This window comes from Caballeronia sp. 11_S32 (assembly GCF_056930355.1).
In genome coordinates, this window is the sequence record NZ_JBXOWH010000001.1 from 1,365,768 (window position 1) to 1,384,251 (window position 18,484).

Annotated in this window: 17 protein-coding genes; 9 read left to right on the top strand and 8 right to left on the bottom strand. The window is 64.9% G+C overall.

The window, feature by feature from the left end; translation table 11 throughout:
* Positions 1-44 precede the first annotated feature (44 nt).
* Entirely contained in the window at positions 45-1,421 is a 1,377-nt protein-coding gene (locus tag AC1Z32_RS06230) for an MFS transporter (protein ID WP_483477815.1), read from the top strand.
* Positions 1,422-1,479: 58 nt separating this feature from the next.
* Here the strand turns inward: AC1Z32_RS06230 and AC1Z32_RS06235 are convergent, their stop codons facing one another.
* Positions 1,480-2,130 carry a GntR family transcriptional regulator gene (locus tag AC1Z32_RS06235; protein WP_483477816.1) on the bottom strand — a complete coding sequence of 217 codons (651 nt, stop codon included), beginning with the start codon at positions 2,128-2,130 and terminating at the stop codon, positions 1,480-1,482.
* Between the two features lie 309 nt (positions 2,131-2,439).
* Here AC1Z32_RS06235 and AC1Z32_RS06240 point away from each other — a divergent pair, with 309 nt between their 5' ends.
* From AC1Z32_RS06240 to AC1Z32_RS06260, 5 genes are read left to right on the top strand one after another with little or no spacing between them, the layout of a single operon-like run.
* The gene (locus AC1Z32_RS06240; RefSeq protein ID WP_483477817.1) at positions 2,440-5,028 is read left to right on the top strand and encodes a CaiB/BaiF CoA transferase family protein; all 2,589 of its coding nucleotides are present in this window, start codon (positions 2,440-2,442) and stop codon (positions 5,026-5,028) included.
* A gap of 42 nt (positions 5,029-5,070) precedes the next feature.
* Positions 5,071-6,201: a thiolase family protein gene (locus AC1Z32_RS06245; protein WP_483477818.1), complete on the top strand. Its 1,131-nt coding sequence runs from the start codon at positions 5,071-5,073 to the stop codon at positions 6,199-6,201.
* Positions 6,202-6,204: 3 nt separating this feature from the next.
* On the top strand, positions 6,205-6,615 hold the full coding sequence (locus AC1Z32_RS06250) for a Zn-ribbon domain-containing OB-fold protein (protein ID WP_483477819.1): 411 nt from the start codon (positions 6,205-6,207) through the stop codon (positions 6,613-6,615).
* Positions 6,616-6,640: 25 nt separating this feature from the next.
* Positions 6,641-7,642 (top strand): dihydroxyacetone kinase subunit DhaK, encoded by a 1,002-nt coding sequence (locus AC1Z32_RS06255; protein WP_483477820.1) that lies wholly within the window; start codon positions 6,641-6,643, stop codon positions 7,640-7,642.
* A gap of 2 nt (positions 7,643-7,644) precedes the next feature.
* Positions 7,645-8,265 (top strand): DAK2 domain-containing protein, encoded by a 621-nt coding sequence (locus AC1Z32_RS06260; RefSeq protein ID WP_483477821.1) that lies wholly within the window; start codon positions 7,645-7,647, stop codon positions 8,263-8,265.
* 40 nt (positions 8,266-8,305) lie between these two features.
* Here AC1Z32_RS06260 and aldA read toward each other — a convergent pair whose 3' ends face one another.
* Positions 8,306-9,751 carry an aldehyde dehydrogenase gene (gene aldA / locus AC1Z32_RS06265; RefSeq protein WP_483477822.1) on the bottom strand — a complete coding sequence of 482 codons (1,446 nt, stop codon included), beginning with the start codon at positions 9,749-9,751 and terminating at the stop codon, positions 8,306-8,308.
* A 114-nt stretch (positions 9,752-9,865) separates the two neighbouring features.
* Here aldA and AC1Z32_RS06270 point away from each other — a divergent pair, with 114 nt between their 5' ends.
* On the top strand, positions 9,866-10,600 hold the full coding sequence (locus AC1Z32_RS06270; RefSeq protein ID WP_483477823.1) for a FadR/GntR family transcriptional regulator: 735 nt from the start codon (positions 9,866-9,868) through the stop codon (positions 10,598-10,600).
* Positions 10,601-10,626: 26 nt separating this feature from the next.
* Here AC1Z32_RS06270 and AC1Z32_RS06275 read toward each other — a convergent pair whose 3' ends face one another.
* Entirely contained in the window at positions 10,627-11,829 is a 1,203-nt protein-coding gene (locus tag AC1Z32_RS06275; RefSeq protein ID WP_483477824.1) for an acyl-CoA dehydrogenase family protein, read from the bottom strand.
* Positions 11,830-11,880: 51 nt separating this feature from the next.
* The gene (locus AC1Z32_RS06280) at positions 11,881-13,194 is read right to left on the bottom strand and encodes an MFS transporter (RefSeq protein ID WP_483477825.1); all 1,314 of its coding nucleotides are present in this window, start codon (positions 13,192-13,194) and stop codon (positions 11,881-11,883) included.
* Between the two features lie 183 nt (positions 13,195-13,377).
* On the opposite strand from AC1Z32_RS06280, the gene AC1Z32_RS06285 reads away from it, so the two are divergent.
* Both AC1Z32_RS06285 and AC1Z32_RS06290 read left to right on the top strand, forming a co-directional pair.
* Positions 13,378-14,016, top strand: coding sequence for a flavin reductase family protein (locus AC1Z32_RS06285; protein ID WP_483477826.1), 639 nt, complete (start codon positions 13,378-13,380; stop codon positions 14,014-14,016).
* 78 nt (positions 14,017-14,094) lie between these two features.
* Complete coding sequence (locus AC1Z32_RS06290; RefSeq protein ID WP_483477827.1) at positions 14,095-15,006, top strand: SMP-30/gluconolactonase/LRE family protein; 912 nt, start codon at positions 14,095-14,097, stop codon at positions 15,004-15,006.
* A 68-nt stretch (positions 15,007-15,074) separates the two neighbouring features.
* Here the strand turns inward: AC1Z32_RS06290 and AC1Z32_RS06295 are convergent, their stop codons facing one another.
* Genes AC1Z32_RS06295 through AC1Z32_RS06310 form a run of 4 tightly spaced genes read right to left on the bottom strand, consistent with a single transcriptional unit; the run spans position 15,075 to position 18,442 of the window.
* Positions 15,075-15,785, bottom strand: coding sequence for an ABC transporter ATP-binding protein (locus tag AC1Z32_RS06295; protein WP_483477828.1), 711 nt, complete (start codon positions 15,783-15,785; stop codon positions 15,075-15,077).
* Positions 15,763-16,548 carry an ABC transporter ATP-binding protein gene (locus AC1Z32_RS06300; RefSeq protein WP_483477829.1) on the bottom strand — a complete coding sequence of 262 codons (786 nt, stop codon included), beginning with the start codon at positions 16,546-16,548 and terminating at the stop codon, positions 15,763-15,765. The genes AC1Z32_RS06295 and AC1Z32_RS06300 overlap by 23 nt, the downstream gene beginning before the upstream one ends.
* Positions 16,545-17,576 (bottom strand): branched-chain amino acid ABC transporter permease, encoded by a 1,032-nt coding sequence (locus tag AC1Z32_RS06305; protein WP_483477830.1) that lies wholly within the window; start codon positions 17,574-17,576, stop codon positions 16,545-16,547. The genes AC1Z32_RS06300 and AC1Z32_RS06305 overlap by 4 nt, the downstream gene beginning before the upstream one ends.
* Entirely contained in the window at positions 17,573-18,442 is an 870-nt protein-coding gene (locus tag AC1Z32_RS06310; protein ID WP_483477831.1) for a branched-chain amino acid ABC transporter permease, read from the bottom strand. The genes AC1Z32_RS06305 and AC1Z32_RS06310 overlap by 4 nt, the downstream gene beginning before the upstream one ends.
* Between the last annotated feature and the right edge of the window lie 42 nt (positions 18,443-18,484).

Consider the following 18,484-nt stretch of genomic DNA (forward strand, 5'->3'; position numbering starts at 1 on the left):
GTTGCACGACCTGCATACAGAACCAGACAAAACCGGAGACTGAATTGAACACGACGAACGACGGCCCCAAGGCCGACATCTCGACTCGCAGAAGGCGCGCGGTCATCGCGACGCTGATCGGCAATTTCATGGAGTGGTTCGACTTCGCGGTGTATGGCTTCGTCGCGGTCAACATCGGTCACGCGTTTTTCCCGGCGGGCAACACGACAGTGGCGCTGCTCTCGTCGCTCGCGGTGTTCGGCATCGCCTTCCTGCTTCGTCCGCTGGGCGGCATCGTGCTCGGCATGATCGGCGATCGTGTCGGCCGCCGGGAGTCGCTCGCCATCGCGATCATCGTGATGAGCGCGGCGACGTTCGTGCTCGCGATCCTCCCGACCTATGAGCGCATCGGCATGTGGGCCACCGTCGCGCTCCTGCTCACGCGCTGCGTGCAGGGCATGTCCGTCGGCGGCGAATGGATGGGCGCCGGCACCTTTCTCGTGGAATATGCGCCGGCGAACCGGCGCGGCATCGCGGCCAGCGTGATTTCGGCGACGGCCGCGTTCGGCGTCGCCGCGGGCAGTCTCGTGGTGTTCGCCATATCGAGCAAGCTCGATGCGCAAGCATTCGATGCGTGGGGCTGGCGCATCCCGTTCGTGCTCGCGGTGCCTGTCGGACTGGTCGGCCTCTATATGCGGCTGAAGCTCGAGGACACGCCGGTGTTCGAGGAAATCAAGGCGCGCTCATCGGGCGGGGTCGCCAGAACGCCGTTCCTCGCTTCGCTGAAGGAGGATATCCGGATGATCGGCATCGCGTTTCTGTTCGCGAGCATCACCGGACTCGGCTTTTACTACTTCGTCACGTACATGGTCAACTATCTGCCCGTGACCGGTCATCTGGGGCGCACCGAATCGGTGATGGTGAGCGGCGCGAGCCTCGTGCTGTACGGGCTGTTCTGTCCGCTGGCCGGCTGGCTGTCCGATGTGATCGGCCGTCGCAAGACTTTCCTCATCGGCATCTTCGGGCACATGGCGTTCGGCTTGCCGGTGTTCTTCATGCTGTCGTCAGGCAGCCTGCTGATCGCTTTCGCGGGACTCGTGATCTTCGCGTCGTTTCAGGCGCTCATCAACGTGATGAATACGGTCGTCGTGGTGGAACTGTTCCCGCCGCGCACGCGGATGACGAGCGGCGCGCTCGCGCTCAATCTCGGCGCCGGGCCGGTCGCGGGCACCGGTCCGCTGATCGCGGCGGCACTGGTCGCAAGCACGGGCATCGCGGTTTCGCCGGCGTTCTATCTGTGCGCGATCGCGCTGATCGCGTTCGTCGTCCTGTATTTCACGCTTCCGGAGACCTGCCGCCGCTCGCTGGTCGAGGAGGAGCCGATCGCCCCGCTCGCCGCTGAAACGGGACAGCCGCTGAGCCCGGCCCGCGCGGGACATTGATCGCGGCGATCGCGCCATCCGGTCAGCGCCGATACAGCGCGCTGGCCGGTCGGCGTCGTCAGGCGGCAGTCGAGGGCGTCGTCAGATTTTTCTCGACACGGACCCAGCCTGCCTCGATGTGCTCGGCCATCGCATCCGCCACGCCCTTCGCGTCGCCTTCTTCGAGCTTGCGCAGGATCTCGACGTGCTCGTGCGGCAACTGCTTGAACCGCCCGGCCTGATCGTAATGGAAGTTGAACGGAAATTTGGCCCACAGCACGCGGACGAACTGCAACGTCTGCTGACAGTCCGCGATCTCGTAGAGCCGGAAGTGAAACCGCACGTTCGCGGCGCGGATCGCGAAGCGCTCCCCGCTCTTGACCAGCGCGACGAACTCCTTGTGCATTGCACGCAGCTCGGCGATGTCCTCCTTGGTCGCGCGCTCGGCGGCCCTGAAGGCAAGCATGCGCTCGAGCACGACGCGCAATTCGAAGATCTCGCGCGCGCGCAACGGATCGATGTCGGGCACTGACAGGCCACGATGCGGTTCGCTGACGACGAAGCCTTCCATTTCGAGGGCCTTGAGCGCCTCGCGCACCGGCGTGATCGATACGCCGAGCTCGGCGGCGATATCCGCCTGCTTCAGCTTGTGGCCGCGCGGGTACTCACCCGAGATGATCCGTTCTCTCAAACGTTCTGCCACGTGATCGAGTTTTGTGAGGAAAGCCATGATTGTCCAGAGAAGGTGCGATCGCGCTTCGCCCCCGCCGCTTGAGCCGACACGCTCAGCCCGCAAGGCAACGCCAGGCCGTATTGTACGACGCCGCCGCCCCCGCGCCGATGCCGATGCATTTTGTGCGCGCGCCGGCACACGTCGAGGCTCGGCGCACGTTGGCCGCGCCGGATTCGCGGCCTGAGCATCCACATCGAAAGACGTGACTGCGATATAGAATATATTTTATAATTTGCATCGACAAATTCGGGTAACACGGCCCCGCAAAGGAGAACCATGTCGCATCACACCGCTTCTGGACCCACCATGCCCGACCCCGGTACGCTCCCCGGCATGCTGACGGGCCTCAGGGTCATCGAAGTCGCAGACGAAACCGGCGAATACTGTGGTCTGCTGCTGGCAGGACTGGGCGCCGAGGTCATCAAGATCGAACCGCCTCAGGGCAATTCGACACGCGGCATCGGGCCGTTTTACGAGGACGTCGAAGATCCCGAGCGCTCGCTTCACTTCTGGGCCTACAACCGCGGCAAGAAATCGGTTGCGCTCGACACGGCGAGCCCAGCGGGCCGCGCGCGGCTGCTCGAACTGCTGGCTCACGCGGACATCCTGCTCGACAGCACATGCGGCCGCCTCGCGCGCGACCTGGAACTCGGCGAGCCGATGACGAAGCGATTTCCCTCGCTGATCCACGCGCGCATCACGCCCTTCGGCGACACCGGCCCGTGGAAGGAGTACCGCGCATCGGACCTCGTTCATCTCGCGCTCGGCGGTGTGATGATGAACTGCGGCTACGACCGGAATCCGGACGGCACCTACTCCACGCCCCCCATCGCTCCGCAGGTCTGGCATGCGTATCACATTGCAGGCGACCAGACGGCGGTCGCGATTCTCGCCGCGCTGATGCACCGCTTGCGCACCGGCGAAGGTCAGGATGTCTCGTGCGCGATCCATCAGGCCGTGTCGATCAACACCGAGCTCGACCTGATGTCGTGGGTAATGCGGCATGCGCCGCTTTATCGGCAGACCGCGCGGCACGCATCCGAGACGCCGAGCGACGTGCCGAACATCAGCCGCACGTCGGACGGCCGCTGGAACATGACATGGGGCGTATCCGCGCGCGACAAGGCGCGGCTCGTGCCGTTCCTCCAGCAGTTCGACAAGGCCGAGGACCTGCAGCCGCCCCCGAGCGACACCGACATGACGGCCCGCAACACGCCCGGTTCGACCGAGGTCGACGCCGATACGCGCCACATGCTCGAAGTCATCCAGCGCTTCGTCGGGTCGTACGACTACGAACAATTGCCGTGGCGCGAAGCTCAGGACTCGGGGCTGCTGTGGGCGCCGGTGCGCAAGCCTCACGAGAATGCCGAGGACGAGCACTGGCTCGCGCGCGCTTCGTTCAGCGACATCGAGCATCCGGAGATAGGCCGCAGCTTCCGCTACCCGACCAGCAAGTGGCTCGGCACGGCAACCGCATGGCAGCCGGGCGCGCGCGCGCCGTTCATCGGCGAGCATAACGACGACGCCACGTTCGCGAAGCCGCTCGCGCGCGCCGAGACGGCGAAGCTGCCCGCGCGGCCTCGCGATCCTTCGCCGTCCGGCGTGACACTCTCGCGGCATGGCAAGCCTTTTCCGCTGCAGGGCGTGCGTATCTTCGATTTCTCGTGGTTCCTCGCCTCGGCGGGCGGCACGCGCTTCCTGAACGCGCTCGGCGCGGAAAGCATCAAGGTCGAATGGAAAGAGAATCCCGATACGCGGCTCGCCGCGATGGCGCCGGTCGGCGGCCGTGAGGCGCGCGAAAAGGCCACCGGCCCGCTGCCGGGCGTCACGGACCCAGACATGGGCGGGCAGTTCAACAACAAGAACGCGGGCAAGCGCGGCATGTCGTTGAACATCCGGCATCCGAAGGGACTCGCTATCGCGAAGGATCTGATCCGCCAGTGCGATATCGTCGCCGAAGGTTTTTCGCCCGGCGTGCTGCAACGCCTCGGCCTCGGCTACGACGTGCTGAAGTCGATCCGTCCGGACATCATCTATGTGCAGCAGTCGGGCATGGGCACGATCGGCCGCTATGGCCGGTTCCGCACGGTCGGGCCCGTCGCGGCGTCGTTCGCGGGCAGCACCGAGATGTCTGGCCTGCCCGATCCCGCGATGCCCGCCGGATGGGGCTATTCGTATCTCGACTGGATCGGCGCATACGGCTTCGCGCTCGCCGCGCTCGGCGCGCTCTATCACCGCGAGCGCACCGGCGAAGGCCAGTGGATCGACTCGTCGCAGTGCGAATCCGGCATCTTCCAGACCGCGTCGTCCGTGCTCGACTGGTCGGCCAATGGCCGCGTCTGGACGCGCTACGGCAACCGCTCTCCGTACAAGCGCGCCGCGCCGCACGGCGCGTACCGCTGCGCGGGCGATGACGCGTGGATCACGATCGCCTGCTTCGGCGATGCGCAATGGAACGCCTTCATAGACGCCGCGCAACTGCCGGCCCTCGCCGACGACGCGCGCTTCGCGACGCTCACGGGCCGGCTCGCTCATCAGGACGAACTCGACGCGCTCGTCGGCGCGTGGACGTCGAGTCAGGAGCCTTATGCGTGCATGCAGCGGCTGCAGCGCGCGGGCGTGCCGGCCGGCGTGTGCCAGACGGCCGCCGGCCGCTGCGATACCGATCCGCAACTCGCCGAGCTCGACTGGCTGACGGAAGTGACCGGCACGCGCATCGGCCGCTGGCCGGTCATCGAATTCCCGGTCAAGCTCGCCGCGACACCCGCGTACAGCGGCGGCGTGATCGACCGCGGCGCGCCGTGCTACGGCGAGGACAACGCACACGTCCTCAGCCAGTGGCTCGGCTACAGCGCGTCGGACATCGACGCGCTGCGCGAGGAAGGCGTGATCTGAGCGCCTCTGCCCCGAACATCCCATATTGAACGGAGACACAGCATGAATCCGATGCAGGGCCTCAGTAACCGGATCGCCGTCGTCGGCGTCGGCAACACGCCTTATGGCGACTTCCCCGCCGTCGACGATTACGCGCTCGGCGCCGAGGCATTCAAGGCCGCGATCGCCGATTGCGGGCTCGACAAGAACGAGATCGACGGCTTGCTCACCTGCCGCGTGCCGTTCTATGCGCGCATGGGCGAGATCCTCGGCCTCAATCCGCGCTGGACGATGACGCTGCCAGGCCATGGCCGCATGTCCGGCATGGCGATCGCCGAAGCGATGCTCGCGCTCGAAACGGGCGCGGCGAAATATGTCGCGCTCATCTATACGAACATCGGCCGCTCGCGCCGCATGAACTATGGCGGCGACGAATTCGCATCGTTCTGGGACCCGTGGGGCCTCACGTCGCCGGGCGCCTCGCATGGGCTGATGTTCCGCATGCATATGGAGCGCTACGGCACGACGACGCGCCAGCTCGGGGAAGTGTCCGTCGCGTTTCGCAACAACGCGATCCTGAATCCGGACGCGGTGATGCGCAAGCCCATCACGCTGGACGATCACGCGTCGATACGCCGGATCGTCGAGCCGCTCGGCCTGCTCGACTACTGTCTCATCAACGACGGCGCCGTCTGCATGATCCTCACGACACGCGAGCGCGCGAACGATCTCAGGAAGCCGCCGGTGCTGATTTCGGGCGTCGGCGCGCGCGACGCGTTCGAGCGTTCGGCAATCGGCAACTTCGATCCCGAGTTCTGGTATGACGAAGTGCGCGAGGCAGGCACTCAGGCCTACGAGATGGCCGGCGTCACGAAGGACGATGTCGATGCATTGATGTGCTACGACAACTTCACGCCGACGGTGCTGTTCAGCCTCGAAGGGCTCGGCTTCTGCGAACGCGGCGAGGCTGGCGCGTTCGTCGAGAACGGCGCGCTCGGCGTGCATGGCCGGCTGCCGACGAATACCGACGGCGGTCACTTGTCCAATTCGTACATGCAGGGCTGGGCGCTCAACGTCGAAGCGGTGCGGCAGCTGCGCGGCGAATGCGGCGAGCGACAGGTGAAGGACTGCGAGGTTGTCCAGTACGTCGCGGCCACGCCGTGCACGCGATCGATCATCTACACGAAGGGATAAGCCATGACGAACCCCTATGACAAGCCGTTACCGGCGATCGACGAGTATTCGAAGGGCTACTGGAACTTCGCGCGCCAGCATCGGCTCTCGGTGCAGGTGTGCCGGCAATGCGGCCATCGGCATTTTCCGGCATCGCCCGTGTGCCCCTCGTGTCTGTCCGATGCGCAGGCGTGGGAAGCGGTCAGCGGCCGCGGCACGCTCGTATCGTGGGTCACGTTTCATCGCGCGTACTGGGACGCCTTTCGCAGCGAGCTGCCGTATCACGTCTGCCTCGTTCAGCTCGACGACGGCCCGATCGTGGTCGGCAATTTCGGCAACGGCATTCCCGAGGACGTGAAGATGGGCATGCCGATGAAAGTGCAGTTCGAGGACGTGACGCCCGAGGTATCGCTCGCGCGCTTCGTTCCCGCATGACGCACGCGCTTCGCTGGAGGAACGCATGAAGAAACTGATGAACGAACCGGGCGCGTATGTCGACGAAATGCTCGACGGCTTGTGCGCCGCCCATCCCGAAACGTACCGCCGCGCCGGCGAAAGCGGCCGCGTGATCACGCGCGCGACGCCGGGCTTCGAGGGCAAGGTCGGCGTCGTGTCCGGCGGCGGCTCGGGTCATATGCCGCTTTTCACGGGCTACGTCGGCGAAGGGCTGCTCGACGCCTGCGCAATCGGCAACGTGTTCGCCGGTCCGACCGTCGGTGACTGTATCGACGCGATGCATGCCGCCGACCGCGGTGCGGGCGTGCTTTGCCTGTACGGCAACTATGGCGGCGACCGGATGAACTTCGATATGGCCTGCGAGCTGACCGGACTCGACGGAATGCAAAGCGAGACGGTGCTCGCCACCGACGATGTCGCGAGCGCATCCGCCGAGGAAAGCGGCAAGCGCCGCGGGGTCGCGGGTATCGTCTACGCGTACAAGATCGCCGGCGCGCGCGCGGAGCAACGCGGCGCCACGCTCGACGACGTGGCCGGCAGCGCCCGCAAGGCCATCGCCGGATGCCGCACGATCGGCGTTGCGCTGACGCCTTGCATCGTGCCGGAAGTCGGCACACCGAACTTCACGATCGGCGAAGGCGAGATCGAAATGGGGATGGGCATTCACGGCGAGCCCGGCATCTGGCGCGGCGAGCTGAAACAGGCCGACGCGCTGGCGGGCGAAATGCTCGAACGCGTGCTCGCCGATCTCGACGTGGGCGCGGGCGAGCGCGTTTCCGTCATGCTCAACTCGCTCGGCGCGACGCCGCACGAGGAGCTTTACATCCTCTATCGCGCGGTGGCGCGGCTGCTCGATGCGAAGCGCGTGAGCATCGTCGCGCCGCTCGTCGGGCGCTATGCGACGTCCATGGAAATGACGGGCGCATCGCTCACGATCCAGCGCCTCGACGCCGACCTCGAAGCGCTGCTGCGCGCGCCCGCGCACTGCCCGTTCTGGAGCAACTGACGATGTCTCTCACGACTTCACAGATGGAAGCCGCGCTGCGCCGCTGGGCGGACCGGATCGGCGAAGTGGCGCCCGAGCTGAATCGGCTCGACGGCCAGCTCGGCGACGGCGACCTCGGCGCGACGCTCGAAAAATGCGCCGCGCGCGTGCGTACGGCGCTCGACGCGGGCCCGTACGCGGATCTCGGCCTGCTGTTCAAGGCCTGCGCGCAAGCTTGCGCGCGTGCGTCGGGATCGAGCTTCGGCACGCTTCTGACCGTGGCATTCCTGACGCTCGCGCGTAGGCTCGATAACCAGGCGACGCTCGCCTGGCGCGACCTGCCGGCGGCGCTGCAAGCCGCGCTCGATGCAATGTCCCAGCGCGGCGGCGCGAAGCTCGGCGACAAGACCGTGCTCGATACGCTCGCGGCCGCTCACGACGCCATCGACGGTCTCGACGATCCTCGTGCGCAGTATGCCGCCGCGAGCGCGGCTGTGGACGAGACGATCGCGTCGTTCAGAGCGCAGCCGAACCGGATCGGGCGCGCGCGGATGTTCGCGGAGCGCTCGATCGGTCTCGACGATCCGGGAATGATCGCGTTTCGGCACATGCTCAGCGCAATCGCGCCCGCTGCCAGCACTTGAAACTCGCGGCGATATGCGCGGGCTTGCGCCCGCGCCGCTGTCAGGCGTTCAGATAGATCGTCTTCGTGCGAACGTAGGCTTCGAGCCCGTACTTGCCGTCCTCGCCGCCCAGCCCGCTATCGCCGTAACCATGATGGAAACCTTGCGGCGATTCGCCGAGCGAGCGGTTCACGTAGATCTCGCCGAAGTTCAGTTCGGCGGTGGTGCGCATCAGCACGCCGAGATCCTTCGTGAACAGATAGGCGGAAAGACCGTAGCTGGAATCGTTCGCGAGTTTGAGCGCCTCGTCGAAATCGCGCACCTTGAGCACCGACATGACCGGACCGAATACCTCGCTGCGCACGATGTCCATCTCGTGCGTCACGTCCGTCAGCAGCGTAGGGCCGTAGAAATGGCCGCGCTCGTACACGCCGCCGCTCAGCCGGGCGCCGCCGATCTGCACGCGTGCGCCCTGATGCACCGCCTTCGCAACCATCGCCTCGACCTTTTCGAGCTCGGCGGCGCTGATCTTCGGGCCCATCGTCGTCTCTTCGAGCGAAGGATCGCCGACCTTGATCTCGCCGATCTTCCGGCTCACGAGTTCGAGGAAGCGGTCGTAGACGGCTTCGTGCACATAAGTGCGTTCGTTGCAGGTGCAGACCTGGCCCGCGTTGAGAAAGCGCGCCTCGACGGCGGCACTCGCGGCCGCTTCGAGATCGGCGTCTTCGAGCACGATGAACGGCGCCTTGCCGCCGAGTTCGAGACGCACTTCCTTCAGCGTCGGTGCGGCCGCGGCCATGATCTTTTTGCCGGCCGCGGTGCTGCCCGTCATCGTGACCATTTTCACGGTCGGATTCGCGACGAGGCGCTGTCCCGCCGGAATGCCGCCGCTCACGATGTTGACGACGCCTGCCGGGAACTTCGCTTCGGCGACGAGCCTGGCGATTTCGAGCGATGTAACCGGCGTCAGTTCATGCGGCTTGAGCACGATCGTATTGCCAGCCGCGAGCGCAGGCGCGACCTTGCGCGCGAGCAGCCCTGCCGGGAAATTCCACGCCGAAATGCCGGCGATCACGCCATGCGGCTGCTTGTCGATCAGGATCTTTTCGCCCGGACGGCTCCCCGGCACGATGTCGCCTTCGAGGCGGCGCGCGTTCTCGGCGGCGAAGCGAATCAGCGAGATCGCGAAATCGATCTCGCCGCGCGCCTCGCGAATCGGCTTGCCGACTTCCTGCGTCAAGAGCCGCGCGAGGCGCTCGTGGTCACGCTGGATCAGCGTGTTCAGGCGCAACAGGAAGTCCGCGCGCTCCACCGCCGTGCGGCGGCTCCATGCGGGAAATGCCGCGGACGCGGACTGGACCGCGCGGTCCACATCCGCGTCCGTCGCGTCGGCAACCGTGGCAATGGGTTCGCCTGTCGCCGGATTGCGCACCGTCAGGCGCGCCGTGCCGCTCGACGGAACCCAGTCTCCATCGATGAATAGGGAATACTGATTGATCTCGTCCATTCGTTCTCACCTGTAAGCAGACGCGCGACGCGCGCCGAAATTCGCGGGGAAGCGAAGCGCGACCCCACCATGTTGAAACAACCCTGGGCAACCACCAAGATGGTCAGACCACCGATGCAGCAGCCACACACGACCGAGCACATGGCCGGGCGGCGCGAGACGCTCGCGCGCGTCACCCGACAGCTCGAAAGCGCCATCGAAGAAGCCGGCTTGCGCAACGAGCCGCGTCTGCCGCCGGAGCGCGAACTGGCGCTGACGCTCGGCGTATCGCGATCGACGCTCCGGGAGGCCATCCAGCGGTTGATCGCAAAAGGCGCGATCGATGCGCGTCACGGCCGCGGCCTGTTCATTCGCCGCGCGACGCCCGCGTCCGACATGCTGGACCCTTCCATGTTCGGCGAAAACGCGGCTTCGAGACGCGACACGCTCGAGTTCCGGCTCGTCGTCGAATGCGCCGCTGCGAGGCTCGCCGCGACGCGTGCGGCCGATAGCGAACTGCACGAGTTGCAGACGCTGCTCCAGCGCATGAGCGACGCCGTGCACGCGAGAGACGTGGAGGCCGAAGCGCTCGCAGACGCGCAGTTCCATCTGGCGCTGGTCCGCGCTTCGCACAACCGGATGCTGGCCACGCTCTGCCTGAACGCAGGCTCGACGTTGCGCAGCCACATCGCGAGAAACACGCTGCTCGCGTCGGCTTCCGAGGACGAATCGCATCGGCTCGCGACGGCGCGGCTCGCGCAGCATCGCGCGATCTACGATGCGGTCAGCGCGCACCGGCCTCATACGGCCGCCGAAGCGATGAAAGCGCATATCGAGGAGGTCGGCCGGCAGTTCGAAGACTGCGATTGAGGGACACGCAGCGAGACATTCGCGCATCAATACGACCGCGGCAACCCGAGAACATGCTCGCCGAGATACGCAAGAATGAGGTTCGTCGAGATCGGCGCGGTTTGATAGAGCCGCACTTCGCGCCACTTGCGTTCGATGTCGTACTCCTCGGCATAACCGAAGCCGCCGTGCGTCTGCAGCGCCGTATCGGCGGCGTGCCATGTCGCTTCGGAAGCGAGCAGCTTGGCCATGTTCGCTTCGGCCCCGCACGGCTGCCCCGCCTCGAATAGCGCCGCGGCCTTGCGCGCCATCAGATCGGCGGCTTCGAGCTCCATGTAGGCGCGCGCGAGCGGGAACTGCACACCCTGGTTCTGTCCGATCGCACGGCCGAACACCTTGCGCTCATTCGCATAATCGACGGCCTTTTTCAGCAGCCAGCGGCCGTCACCGATGCACTCCTGCGCGACGAGAATCCGCTCCGCATTCATGCCGTCGAGGATATAGCGAAAGCCCTTGCCTTCCTCGCCGATCAGGTTTTCGACCGGCACTTCGAGATTCTCGATGAAGATCTCGGTCGTGTTGTGATTGATCATCGCGGGAATGGGCCGGATATCGATGCCCTTGCCTTTCGCCTCGCGCAGATCGACGAGCAGCGTCGACAAACCGTCGGTGCGCTTCTGGCACTGCGCCGCCGGCGTCGTGCGCACGAGCAGCAGCATCAGATCCGAATGGAGCGCGCGCGAAGTCCATACCTTTTGTCCGTTCACGACATAGACATCGCCGCGCCGTTCCGCGCGCGTTCTCAGTTGCGTCGTATCGGATCCGGTGGTGGGCTCGGTCACGCCGAACGCCTGCAGCCGCAGCGCGCCCGAGGCGATATCAGGCAGATAGCGGCGCTTCTGCGCCTCGCTGCCGTGCCTCAACAGCGTGCCCATGATGTACATCTGGGCGTGCGCGGGACTCGCAACGCAGCCGCTTGCGTTGATCTCCTCGAGAATCACGGCGGCCGCGCGCAACGGCATGCCGGACCCGCCGTACTCCTCGGGGATCAGTGCGCCCAGAAAACCGCCAGCAGTCAGCGCATCGACGAATTCGGTCGGATATCCGCGCTCGTTGTCGAGCTTGCGCCAGTATTCGCCCGGAAAATCGCGGCAGATGCGGCGGACCGCATCGCGCAGATCCGCGTAATCCTCGCGTGTGACGGAAATGCTGATGTCCTTGCCTGATTCGTGATTCGCGTCTGTCGTCATCGAAATGTCCTTCGTGAGAAACGTGAGAGGGATGCCGGGGTGCCGTGTGCCCTACCGGTTGACGAGCGCCCGTGGCAGACGCAGCACCAGCGCCGCGCCGAGCACGAGCCACGCGGCCAGCATGGCGACGCCGTACCGCGCGTCATGCGTGAAGTCGTTCAGCAAGCCGGTCAGCAACGGGCTCACGAAGCCGGCCAGCGCGCCGACCGAGTTGATGAGCCCTATGCCCGCCGCGCCGGATGCGCCTTTCAGAAACGACGTCGGCAGACACCAGAACAGCGGCAGCGTCGCCATGACGCCACCGGTCGCGATAGTCAGCGCGGCCAGCGCGAGCGTCGTGTCGTGCTGGAGAAACGTGCTGAGCACGAAGCCAGCGGCGCCGACCAGCGCGGGCGCGGCGACATGCCAGCGGCGCTCGCGCAGCCGGTCTCCGGTGCGCGAGAGCACCAGCATCGCGATGACGCCCGCCAGATAGGGAATCGCGCTGAGATAGCCGATCTGAAAGTTGTCGTGCAGACCAAGACGCTTGATCAGCGTCGGCAGCCAGAAGCTCACGCCGTACTGCCCGGTCGCGATGCAGAAGTTGATCAGCACGCAAAGCCATACACGCGCGTCGGTGAACATCTGGCGCAGGGAGGCATCGGGCTTTGAATCGTGCTCGGCGTCGAGTTGCGACTGCACCCACGCTTTCTCGCCCGGGTTCAGCCAGTCGACATCCGCCACGCGGTCGGGAAGCGCTTTCCAAAGTACGCCCGCGAGCACAACGGACGGCATCGCCTCGATCAGAAACAGCCATTGCCACGAAGCGAGGCCGCCGGTTCCACCCATGCTGCTCATGATCCAGCCCGACAGCGGTCCACCAAGCACGCCCGATACCGGAATGCCGGTCATGAAGATCGCAACGACGCCAGCCCGCCGACGCGACGGAAACCATTGCGTCAGATACAGCACCACGCCAGGAAAGAAGCCCGCTTCCGCGATGCCCAGCAGAAAGCGCATTGCGTAGAACGCTCCTGGCGTGCGGACGAACAGCATCGCCGCCGAGATGACGCCCCAGGTCACCATGATGCGGGCGAGCCACCGCCGCGCGCCCACGCGATAGAGAATCATGTTGCTCGGCGTTTCGAATGCCAGATAGCCGATAAAAAACATGCCGGCGCCGAGCCCGTACACCGTATCGCTGAAGCCTAAGTCCGACGCCATCTGCAGCTTCGCGAAACCGATGTTGACGCGGTCGAGGTAGCACGCGACATAACAGATGAACAGCAAGGGCAGAAGCCGGCGCGTGATGCGCACATAGATCGAGACACTCGGTGCCGCAGCGTGATGCGAAGACACCGCCGAAGCGGGATCGACAGATTGCATGCTTGTCTCCTGATTGACGACGATTTAGTCGGCTTGTGGGCTTTGGTCTCGTCTCCGACGCGATCCTTCTATGGGCTTCGTTGACGGATGCAACTAATATAATGCAATATATAATCTATATTTACACGGGATGCAATGCGATGCCGGTCTCGATCGCACCCGCGCACTTGCCGAAGGAGCGTCATGTATTTCGAGTTCTCCCGATTCAAACCGCTCGAGCGCTACAAGCTGCTGTCATCGACCGTCACGCCGCGCCCGATCGCATGGGTGTCGACCATCGACGCGAACGGCAAGCCCAACGCCGCGCCCTTCTCGTTTTTCAACGTCTTCGCCGAAGACCCGCCGACACTCGGTTTCGCGATCAATCACCGTTCCGATTCGGACCGCAAGGACACCGGCGAGAACGTGCGCTTGCAGAAGGAATTCGTCGTCAACCTCGTGAGCGCGGACTGCATCGAACAGATGAACATCACCGCGATCGAGTTCGGCCCGGCCGTGGACGAGTTCGCTGAAGCCGGGCTCACGCCGGCGCCGTCCACGCTGATCCGCACGCCGCGCATCGCTGAAAGCCGCGTGTCGTTCGAATGCCGGCTGATGCAGATCATCGCGCTCGGAACGCGGCGTTCGCTCGTGCTCGGCGAAGTGCTCGCAATGCATGTCCCCGACGAAGCAGTGCTCGACGCGCAACGCTGCTGGATCGATACGGAGCGGCTGCAACTCGTCGGCCGCATGCATGGCCACCATTACTTGCGCATGGCCGACGTCTTCGAGATGCCCACGATTCCCGTCGACACATGGAATGCGAAAGGCGGCAGCCGCTAGCCGCACTTCGATACGACCGATTCGATCATCGCGCGGCCGGGACGTCCCGCGCGAACCAGCCAGAGGAAGGAGACAAACTTGAGTCCAGAATTCGAAATAGTCGACTACGAACGCTTTCGCCTGAGCATCGTCGCGAATGCGCGTATCGAAGTGCTGCACACCGGCATGCGCTGGCCCGAAGGTCCGGTGTGGTTCGCCGACAGCGAATGCCTACTGTGGAGCGACATCCCGAACAATCGCATCATGCGCTGGGTGGAAGGCGCGCCGGCAACGGTGTATCGCTATCCGTCGAACAACGCCAACGGCAACACGCGCGACCGCCAGGGGCGTCTTCTGACCTGCGAGAGCGGCGGCCGCCGCGTCACGCGCACGGAGCACGACGGCACGATCACGGTGCTTGCGGACCGCTTCGAAGGCAAGCGCCTCAACTCGCCGAACGACATCGTCGTGAAGTCCGACGACAGCATCTGGTTCAGCGACCCGGACTACGGCATCCTCAGCGATTACACCGGCGACAAGGCGAAGAGCGAGATCGGCGCGAACCACGTGTTCCGGCTCGATCCGAAGACGCGCGAACTGACTATCGCCACCAGCGAGCTTGTGAAGCCGAACGGGCTCGCGTTCTCGCCGGACGAGTCGATTCTCTACATCGCCGATTCGGGCGTCTCGCACGATCCGGACGGCCCGCATCATATCGTCGCGTTCGATGTCGTCGATGGTGTGCGGCTCGCTCGTCCGCGCGTGTTCGCGACGATCTCCCCCGGCGTGGCGGATGGCTTTCGCGTGGATACCGAAGGCAACGTGTGGACCACGGCCGGCGACGGCGTGCACTGCTATGCACCCGACGGCGCGCTGCTCGGCAAGATCCATCTGCCGGAAGTCGCGACGAACCTCACGTTCGGCGGTCCGAAACGCAATCGCCTGTTCGTGACGACCGCGTCATCGCTGATCGCGGTCTATGTCGGCCAGCGCGGCGCGCAGTGGCCCTGATCCTTTCATCGTCGTAATTGATACGGGCTGCCCGCGGCAGCCCGTATCGCATGCAACCATTGCCGCCCTCAGATGCCGAGATACGCGCTTTGCACGGCGGGGTCCTTCATCAACTGCTCGGTCGGGCCGGTGTTGACCGAACGGCCCAGTTCGAAGATCACCGCGCGCGACGCGAGATGCATCGCCCAGTGCGCGTTCTGCTCCGCGAGGATCACGGTAAGCTGCTCCGCGCGCCGGATTTCATCGAGCACATCGCCGATTCTTTCCACGACGATCGGCGCAAGCCCGAGCGAAGGCTCGTCGAGCAGGAAGAGCTTCGGCTTCGACATCAACGCGCGGCCGATGGCGAGCATCTGCTGCTCGCCTCCGCTCAGGCTGGCCGCATGCTGTTTCCAGCGTTCCTTCAAACGCGGAAAGTAGGCATAGATCTGCTCGATGCGCTGATCGGCCTCGTCGCGCGAGCGTGTGAACGCACCCATGCGAAGGTTCTCGGCGACCGACAACTGCCCGAACACGCGCCGCCCTTCGGGCGAAATCGCGATACCGCGACGCACGATCTCGCTCGTCTTGAGCCCGCGCATATCCTCGCCTTCGAAGGTAATCGAGCCAGACGCATAGTGCGCCATGCCGAGAATCGCCTTGATCGCGCTGCTCTTGCCGGCGCCGTTGCTGCCGACGAGCGCGAAAATCTCGCCGGCCTCGACCGAGAATGACACGCCATGCGTGCCGATCACGCGCCCGTAACGGACGTTCAAATCAGATACCGTGAGCTGCGGCATGTCCCCTCCCCAGATACGCTTCGATCACCTTCGAATCGGCCAGCACTTCGAGCGGTGCGCCGGTCGTCAGCTCATGGCCCTGATGCATCGCCATCACGCGATCGCACAGGCCCTTCATGAATCGGATGTTGTGATCGATGACGATCACGGTGATGCCGCGGTCGCGGATTTTCAGGATCGTGTCGCGCACGTGATCGGCCTCCTCCGCGCTCAGCCCCGCGACCGGCTCGTCGAGCATCACGATACGCGGCTGCGCCGCAAGCGTGATGACCATGCCGAGCGTCTTCTGATAGCCGTACGGCAGGCTGCCGGCTTGCAAGGAGGCGACGTCGGCGAGGTTGAGCCATTCGAGCAGCTCGGCTACGCGATGCTCGCTTTCGGCGCGCATCGCACGCGCACGGCGCGTATTGAAGAACGCCGCCATCGCGCCCGGATACATCCCGAGGAAAGCGCCGCGCACGGCGTTTTCATAAACCGTGCGCCCGCCGTACACCGTGGTCGACTGGAACGTGCGCACGAGCCCCTTGCGCGCGAGCACGTGCGGCAACAGTCCTGTCACGTCCTCGCCGTCGAGCCGGACGTGACCGCTGCTCGGCCGGATCATGCCGCTCACGAGATTGATCGCCGTGGTTTTTCCGGCGCCGTTCGGCCCGATGATGCCGAGTATCTCGTGCTCGTTCACGTGAAACGTCAGTTCCGACACCGCAGCGAGTCCGCCGAAATGCCGCGACAGCTTTTCTATCTGGAGCAGGCGCGCGCTCATTGCTGACCTCCGCGTCCGAAGCCGAGGCGTTTGAGCAGCACGCCCGCATCGGCAATGCCGCCTGAAAAGAACGCCATCACGAGGATCAGCACGATGCCGAAGACCACGTGCTGCAGTTCCACGTAACCACGCAGGAATTCGGGCAGCAGCACGACGAACACAGTGCCGACGATCGGCCCGATCAGCGTGTACATTCCGCCGATGACGTTGATGACCACGAGATTCAACGACTGCTCCACCGCGAACGAAGTCGGATCGATGTAGTGAACGAAATGCGCCTGCAGCGCGCCCGCGACGCCAACGATCCCGCAGGCGAGCACGAACACCGCGACCTTCGTGCTGAGCACGGGCACGCCCGAGCAGCGCGCGAGCGATTCGCCTTCCCGCACCGAATCGATCATCCGGCCGATTTCGGACGCAAGCAGCCGGCCGACGATCCCGATGATGACGACAGCAAAGCCGAGCGCGAGGTAATAGAACGGCACCGCGTTCGAGAAGAACTCGCTCGGCGCCGGCACGCCGGAGATGCCGTTCGAGCCGCCCGTCACGCTCGTCCAGTTGACGAACACGGTGCGCACGATCTCACCGAAGAGCAGCGTGACGAGCACGAAGTACTTGCCCGTCAGGCGCAGGAGGATCGGGCCGACTATCAGCGCAAGCACAGCGGGCGCGAGAAAGGCGAGGCACACCGACACCGGGAACGACAGGCCGAAGTTCATCGTCGAAATGGCCGATACATACGCGCCAATGCCCATGAATGCGGCATGACCGAGCGACACATGACCCGTGCGCACGATGAGGTGCAATGAACTGGCGGCGATGGCGGTGATGAACGTGGTGACGGCGACCGAGAGGACGAACTTGTCCTGCCCGAAAAGCGGCAAAGCCACGAGTGCGATGAGCACGATGACGATCACCGCGGGATGAGCGAGCCAGCGGCGCGCCGGCCGCATGGCGGCCGCCTGTGGCGGCGGCTGCATCGCGAGCCCGGGCCGCAGCGCGGATTGAAGAACGGATGGTTTGTTCATGCTTCTTTCGCTCCAAGCAGGCCCCACGGGCGGAAGATCAGCAGCAGGATCACAGCGCCGAAAGACACGAATATCGAAGTAGCGCTGCCGTAGAAGGTGCCGAGAAAGCTGTTTGCGAGACCGAGCAGCAGGCCGCCGAGCGCAACGCCGGGGATACTGCCCATGCCCCCGAGAATCACGACGATGAACGCGATCATCAACTGCGGCTCGCCGACGAACGGCGACAGCGCATAGGTCTGCGCGTAAAACCCGCCCGCGAGCGCGGCCATGAAGATGGCGATGAAGAAGGCGAGACGATAGATCGCGGTGCTGTTCACGCCCTGCGCTTCGGCGATATCGACGTCCTGCGCGGCCGCCCGCATCGCGAGACCATAACGCGAATAGTGGGTGAACACGTAGAAGGCGAGCAGCGCGACCGCCGCGATGCCGGCGATGATGAGCTTCTGAGCGGGAAACACGAGGCCGCCGAACTGCAGCAACGCATCGGTGCTCGGCGGAACCGAGCGTTCCTCGGCGTTCCAGACGATCACCGCCGTGTACATGATCGCCATGTCGAGCCCGAGCAGGCCGATCATGCTCTGGAACATCCGCTGGTAGAAGAAGCGGTACACGATGCGTTCGAGCAGCAGCGCGACGGTCGCGACGATCAGCGCCGAGAGCGGCGCCGCGATCAGATACGGCAGGCCGAAGCCGCCGTACAGGTAATACAGTGCATAGCCGCCGAGCATGGCGAACGCGCCGTGCGCGAAGTTCACGACGCGCATGATGCCGAACAGCAGGGTGAATCCGAGCGCAATGAGGATGTAGATGGCGCTCAGGCCGATACCGTCCACGAATACCTGGCCAAGAACTGCGGGAGAGAACATGAAACGCTCCTGAATCTCGTCAGCGATGAAACCCGGCACGCG